Genomic DNA, 6728 nt, shown 5'->3' on the forward strand with positions numbered 1-6728 from the left:
ACCACACCCCGGATAGGAGACCGCATGCCATGGAATCACTGAAACATGTGCGTATACGCATGAGTTTGCACTGCGAAGGAACAAGCAGATGAACAAAGTAAAAGAGAGCAACCCCGAAATTACAGAATCCGACATCCTCGGAACGGAGCGGCGTTGGCGTCGAGGCATGGAGCCCGTCGCTGCGGGTGATTCATATCTGGAAGACGGCAGCCCGGACTACGGTCTTTTCGGCCCCGGAAGCATGGTGTGGGAAGTGCTTCTCCATCCAGCCACAGTCGTTTTCCACCACGTGGGCCAGGTCCTGGCCCAGGATACCTACGCACCGATTGTTGCAGGTATCCGTGATCACGAACCTGTTGTGCGAAAAGGACGGGAAGGGACCTTGACCACATTCGACGGGTTTGAACGCGCTTCCCGCGGGGCGGGCATTCACGGAATCATGTGGCTGGGCGACACCAAAACGGCCACAACCATGGCCAACTTCCTCCACAAGGTGCACACCAAGGTCGCTGGAGACATCATCGACGTCTCCCAGCCGGAACTTGGCGGTTATGCCGCGGCCCAACCAAGGGAAGCGATGTGGGCTGCGCTGACCGAGATGCATCCGATGCTTCGGATGTATGAAGCATTTGCTTTCCGAGACGGGCAGTCTCCTCGCAGGCTTTCAGACGAGCAGAGGGATCAATTCATTAAGGAATGCGCTCCGTATTTGCGTGCGCATGGCGCCCCGGAAGAGGAGATTCCCACAAGCATGACGGAGCTGAAGGCACTCTACAAGAAGTACGACAAGTTTTTCTTCAACTCCGACTCTCTTCGGATTTCGCCCGAATATGGATATGACTACATGCAGATCATGAAAGAGGCAGGCAGGAAGAACTTCATTCCTTCCCATCAACGCGCCGCTGAGCTGATGAACCGGATTTTCCATGTCCCGCGAAAAGCAGCAATCGGCGCCCTGCCCCACCGTGCCCGACTGGCTCTTGGACTGTCGCCGGCAGAAGAAGCCGATGCAGTGGCTGAAATCGAGCGTTTTCAAGAAACAGCCTTGCAGATGCAGCAACCCGAAAATGAGCAAGAAATCCTTCGACTCATGTGGGGACCAGATGGCGTTCGTCTCTTCGAATCCGCACGGAATCTCCACCGCAAGGTCTTAGCAGAACGCGGATCAGGCGTCGTTACGGGCTGATCAACGTCCCGAGGACTCCGGCGACACGGCTCGAACGCGGAACCATAACCAATCTGCTATCGAGCTTCCCGAAGAATAACGCCCCCGAGCAATTACTGCTGCCTGGCGCCATTGCCGAAGCGCCGCGCAATCCATCAAACGAAGAACCCCTGGAAGGCGGGTAAATCGATGTCTAGTCTCACACTGGAAACTATCAACACGGTCAATCCGACGTACGCTGAGATGCTCGCGTTGCTCAATTTGCAGCGCAACTCCCACAGGAAAGAAGGTCCTCCTTCAGCTAAGGTCCGGCGTAACCGTCTCGACCGGCTTAAGCTTGCTGTACTTGAAAGTGCACAAGAACTTGCGACAGCGGCAGCCAATGACTTCGGTCAGCGGCCTCATGCATTTACGATGTCGACAGAGATCCTCGGGGCTTTTGCTGATTTCGAGGAGATCCGCAGTGAACTCGAAGAGTGGATGAAGCCGGTACCGCTGAATGATCAGGGTACGGCAGCCATCCAGCAGCACCCTCTTGGTGTGGTGGGCATCATCGGGGCCTGGAATTTTCCCATCAACCTGGTGATTCAGCCTGCCGTTGCTGCCTTGGCAGCCGGAAACCGTGTGATCATCAAGATGCCTTCCGCCAGCGCGCATACAGCTGAGGTGCTGCGTGGTGCACTGGCGGAAAAATTCAGCGCTGACGAGATTTCGCTGATTACCGGCGGCACCCAAGTCAGTGAGGATTTCAGCCGGTTGCCGTTCGATCACATCTTGTTCACTGGCTCCCCAAGGGTCGGGTCCATCATTCAAGCGGCGGCAGCGGCGAACTTGGTTCCCGTCACCTTGGAATTGGGTGGGAAGAACCCGATGGTCATAGACGCGTCGGCCGACCTTGCCAACGCTGCGGACCAGGTGGTGGTGAGCAAAATGGCGAACGGCGGACAGATCTGTCTTTGTGGTGACTACGTTCTATTGGACTCTTCCGTCAAGGAGAAATTCATCGATCTCCTTAAGGAGCGCCTGACCCATCACTTCCCTCCGGCCTCGATTCCCGCCATGATCAGTTTGATCGACGACTCGGCCTACGCGAGGATTACAGCCCATATCGAGGACGCGGTTTCGAAGGGCGCGTCGGCGTACATGGCATTTGAAGGAGCCGCCGTAGACCTTCCTGATCCAAGGCGTCGGCTTATTGCCCCGACCCTCCTGCTTGACGTACCTGAGGACGCTTCCATCAATGAGGATGAAATCTTTGGGCCGGTGTTGCCGATTTACACGTACGACACCCGCGCTGAAGCCATAGAGTTCATTGCCTCACGGCCTTCGCCCCTTGCCGCTTACTGGTACGGAGATGACGACGCTGCGTTCGAGCGCTTCTGCGCGCTGACAACCAGTGGCGGCGTTACAAGGAACGGTGGGTTCCTGCATGCGGGCATCCCGGGAGCTCCGTTCGGTGGCGTCGGGCGAAGCGGACACGGCGCTTACCACGGTAAGGCTGGTTTCGATACCTTCACCCATCGCCGTCCGGTCGTATCGGCCGGAGCAGGGGGCTCTTCCATGGGGCAGTTCGTCGGCCTCTCGCTGATTAGCACACAGCTCCGCGACGGACTTGCCCAAGCCATCGAAAGCGAACATCAACGCACACGGGAGCGGCTCACGAGCGAGTCGTGACGGCGTTTCCTTCCAACAACAACACGACTTGGAAGAGAACGCCTCCCCATAGACCGGCGCGCTGACAGCCAAGAACGAAACTGCCTCAAACAAGAAGGATTGCAAATTATGACCGTAGACACATCCGCCAAGTCCCCCCACTTGATTGAGGCGCCCGGTTTTAGCGTCTCCGCGGAGGCGATCCTGCCCGATCTCGTGAGCTTGCGGCGCAGTATCCATGCTGATCCCGAGATCGGCCTCGAAGTCCCTCGAACACAACGGCGCGTTTTGGACGCCCTCGAAGGTCTCGGCCTCGAAATTACCACCGGCACGGCGACGACGTCCGTCGTCGCCGTGCTCCGTGGTGCACTGCCTGGGCCGACGGTGCTGCTGAGAGGAGACACGGATGCCCTGCCTATAGGGGAAGACACCGGGCTGGAGTACGCGGCCGTAAACGGCAACATGCATGCGTGCGGACACGACATCCACACAGCCGCCCTCGTTGGGGCAGCGCACCTCCTTGCGGGCCGCCGCGACAGTCTGGCCGGTAACGTCCTCTTCATGTTCCAGCCAGGCGAGGAAGGTTTTGGCGGGGCAAAGGTGATGATAGATGAAGGTGTACTCACAGCCGCCGGACAAAGGCCGATCGCAGCCTATGCGCTGCACGTCGGGCCCGGCCCACGAGGGCTCATCGCGACCAGGCCTGGGACAGTGATGGCCGGTTCCAGCAATCTCCGCGTAACGGTATGCGGAAGGGGCGGTCACGGATCCCAGCCCCACAATGCCGTCGACCCCGTTCCGGTCGCGGCGGAGATCGTGCTCGCACTCCAAACCTTTGTTACCCGCAGACTGGACGTCTTCGACCCCGCCGTGATCACCGTTACCCAGCTGAGCACAGGAGAGGGAGCGATAAATGTCATAGCCGACCAGGTGAAACTCGGAGCTACTGTCCGCACCATGTCGGCGGCCGCACTCGATCTTCTCCGCAACGAGGTGCCCCCGATGATTGACAAGATTGCAAGCGCGCACAACTGTACAGCAGAGACCAGCTTCGACGCTGGTTATCCCGCACTTGTCAACGACTCCACCGTCACCTCCAAGGCGCTCGACGTGCTTCGAGACGTCTTCGGCGAGGGACGGGTTCACATCGCAGGTAAGCCCGCCATGTCCTCCGAAGACTTCTCATATGTCCTTGACGAGATCCCCGGTACATACTTCTTCCTTCTGGCAAGCCCTCCGGCATCGAAAGCGGCAGGAGAGACGGCCCACTCCCCCCGCGTCGTCTTCGATGACTCGGTCCTTTCTGACGGCGCCACCGCTCTGGCCGAGCTCGCATGGGCGACACTCGGCGACACCGCTCTAGAGAAATGACATGCGACGTAAAGCCCTGCCCTGGCTGGAAATCTCGTCAAGCCCACCCCAATCCTCCGATTCAGAAACATGGTTCCATGGCACAGCCCTTTCTTCCTGAACTCACTTTTGAACCAGCTGCCGGAACCTGCTGGCATGCGCTTCAGGATCAACTGGAGACCATCCATCAAGAAGTCCGGTCCTTCGCGGAGACCGGAGGACGCTACGGAGTACTCATAACTCGGCACGGTCACAATGCCTACACCCTCGCTGTCGGTCCCGAGGTTCCCTACGGCATGACCTACGAGCACTAAGGACCGTCCACTTCCAGGGAATCGGTACTCAACACCCACCACCCCTCACTGACACCTGGTGGCGCTCGGAACGGTGACGACGGCGACGATTGCCTCCGTGAGGTGTACTGCGCTGACCCTACGTCGGTTCCCCGGCGTCCCTTCTGCCGGTTACTTCTGGCAGTCGGGCGGGAGCCAGGCCGACTGCACTGCGATCCCGGCTCCTGCAGGAGTCAAGACACTGTCAGCTGCGGAGGCCCGGCGTGCCAGACGCATATTCCAGAATGGCGTCTGACGGTCGTCGGTCGCGATCATGTGGGGTGGGTAGTGCCCGATGGCTACACGATCTTCTTGGTGTGCCGGGCCGGATCACCATAATGGCGCGGCGCCTATGTGCTGCCTCTGCTCCATGGCAAGGAGCCCCCAAAAGCGGGCAACTTCACCTTGGCCATGGGCCGGGCGCGTTGCAAACATCGAATGAGCAAACACCAATAACAGAATGGGAAGCCAAAATGAATGATGCAATCCAGCCGCTTCGTGCCGGTGTGGTGGGACTTGGCATGATCGGAGGAGGCGTGGCCGTCAGCCTTGTCCGCAGCGGCCTTGTGCCTGCTGTGTATGACGTGCGGCCTGATGCAGCCGACGCCTTATCGGGGGCGCCGGCACAGGTCTCCTCCCCCGCCAACGCCGCCAAAGCAAGCGACGTGATCTTGCTGGCAGTCGTCAACGCCGAGCAGGCGCGGGACGCGCTCATCGGCGAACAGGGACTCCTGGCCGGATCGCATCCGGGGCAGGTCATTGCATTGCTCTCAACAATCTCCGTAGACGACGTACGCGAACTGGCTGCCCTCTGCGAAGCGAAAGGAGTGGACCTTCTTGACGCCGGAGTCACCGGCGGCACCCGCTCCGCAGAGAACGGCCTGGTCGTCATGGTAGGCGGGGCGGACGCCCCGGTGTCCAAGGCTATGCCCATCTTGAAGGCATTTGCCAAGACGGTGGTCCACTGCGGCCCCCAGGGGGCGGGCATGGTGACAAAACTGGCCCGCAATGCCATCACCTACGGTCAGTGGGCGGTGATCCACGAGGCCGCAGGATTCGCCTCGGCTGGAGGCGTGGAACTCGGAAGCCTGCTGGAGGTCATGGTCGAAGGAGACGACGAAGGCACCGACCATCTGAACCTCCTCAGGGGCCTGGTTGCAGGAATGACTGCTTCTCCTGAGCGGATCGCCTCCGCTGACTACTTGGCCGAAAAGGACCTCGACGCAGCCCAGCAATTCGCGGCCAGCGTTGGCGTACCGACTCCGATTACGGACCAGGTCCGCCCGGCGATGCACTCCGTATACAGCCGCCAACTGCCCGACGGCCGGCCCAGCATTAAGTCAGAAGCCTAGTAGCCAGGATTGACACCCATAAGAAGAGATTCTTTGCGGTCGCCTCCAAGCGTGGAGCGTGGAGGTTCATTGCCCATTTCGGCTGGGTTGAGCCGGCCGAGTTGATCGAATAGTCGATCGCGGCCCGCTGACGCTACCGCGCCCTCAGGTTGGCAGCCGCGGACTTTCCGGAACGGCGGCCTGGAGGTCCAAACAATGCGACCCGTGCACTTAATGAAGCGTCGCAGCTATGCGGGACTACCAGTGCAACACCAACCAGTGGATGCAGGGCAACGCCTGGGACAACAGCACCCCGATCGGCCCCTAAATGGTCACTGACTCTTCTATGGTTGTCAACGTAGCAATGGCTTGAGGCAGTTGGCGTTGAGCGTGCGGTAGATCCGTCGGGCGAGGTAGCGTTTCACGCACCGACGGATCTCCTTTTGGTTAGACCTTCTGCCTTTCGTTTGGCTGCGTATGCGATGGTTTCCGAATCGAATGCCATTCTTGTTAGAGCAATCATGTGCAGCGCTTTATTGAGGGTCCTGTCGCCGCCGCGGTTGAGCCTGTGACGGACGGTATTTCCGGATGACGCGGGAATGGGGTTGACTCCGGCCAAGGAGGCGAAAGCTGCCTCGGAACGTACCCGGCCCTGATGAGACCAAGCGGTGAGACAGATGGCTGCCGTGACTGGGCCGAAGCCTGATTCCTGCAGCAGCGGCGCGGCTTCGCTGACCTCAACCAGTTCGGTGATCCGGGAGCCGTTTGCTTTGATTTCAGCATCAAGGTCGCCGATGCGCTTAGCGAGCCTAACTGCTTCGGAGCGGGCTACCGATACCGCAAGCGGTTCTTCACGGGCCCGCCACCTGGACACCTCTAGTATCTGGCTCCCGGTCA

The 6728-nt window shown here is 59.7% G+C and carries 5 protein-coding genes and 1 pseudogene; 5 read left to right on the forward strand and 1 reads right to left on the reverse strand.

Features of this window, described 5'->3' with window-relative positions:
• Nucleotides 1–88 precede the first annotated feature (88 nt).
• The 5 genes from ACFVSJ_RS04525 to ACFVSJ_RS04545 all read left to right on the forward strand — a co-directional run bounded on the left by ACFVSJ_RS04525 (nucleotide 89) and on the right by ACFVSJ_RS04545 (nucleotide 5852).
• Nucleotides 89–1186, forward strand: coding sequence for an oxygenase MpaB family protein (locus tag ACFVSJ_RS04525; RefSeq protein ID WP_387434772.1), 1098 nt, complete (start codon nucleotides 89–91; stop codon nucleotides 1184–1186).
• Between the two features lie 168 nt (nucleotides 1187–1354).
• Entirely contained in the window at nucleotides 1355–2839 is a 1485-nt protein-coding gene (locus ACFVSJ_RS04530; RefSeq protein WP_387434774.1) for an aldehyde dehydrogenase family protein, read from the forward strand.
• 108 nt (nucleotides 2840–2947) lie between these two features.
• Complete coding sequence (locus ACFVSJ_RS04535) at nucleotides 2948–4189, forward strand: M20 family metallopeptidase (RefSeq protein ID WP_387434775.1); 1242 nt, start codon at nucleotides 2948–2950, stop codon at nucleotides 4187–4189.
• Nucleotides 4190–4266: 77 nt separating this feature from the next.
• Complete coding sequence (locus ACFVSJ_RS04540) at nucleotides 4267–4482, forward strand: hypothetical protein (protein WP_387434776.1); 216 nt, start codon at nucleotides 4267–4269, stop codon at nucleotides 4480–4482.
• A 491-nt stretch (nucleotides 4483–4973) separates the two neighbouring features.
• Nucleotides 4974–5852 carry an NAD(P)-dependent oxidoreductase gene (locus ACFVSJ_RS04545; RefSeq protein ID WP_387434777.1) on the forward strand — a complete coding sequence of 293 codons (879 nt, stop codon included), beginning with the start codon at nucleotides 4974–4976 and terminating at the stop codon, nucleotides 5850–5852.
• A gap of 332 nt (nucleotides 5853–6184) precedes the next feature.
• On the opposite strand, the pseudogene ACFVSJ_RS04550 reads toward ACFVSJ_RS04545, so the two are convergent.
• Nucleotides 6185–6728, reverse strand: a pseudogene (locus ACFVSJ_RS04550) (transposase); the annotation flags it as partial.

This window comes from Paenarthrobacter sp. NPDC058040, from assembly GCF_042885775.1.
Classification (GTDB): domain Bacteria; phylum Actinomycetota; class Actinomycetes; order Actinomycetales; family Micrococcaceae; genus Arthrobacter.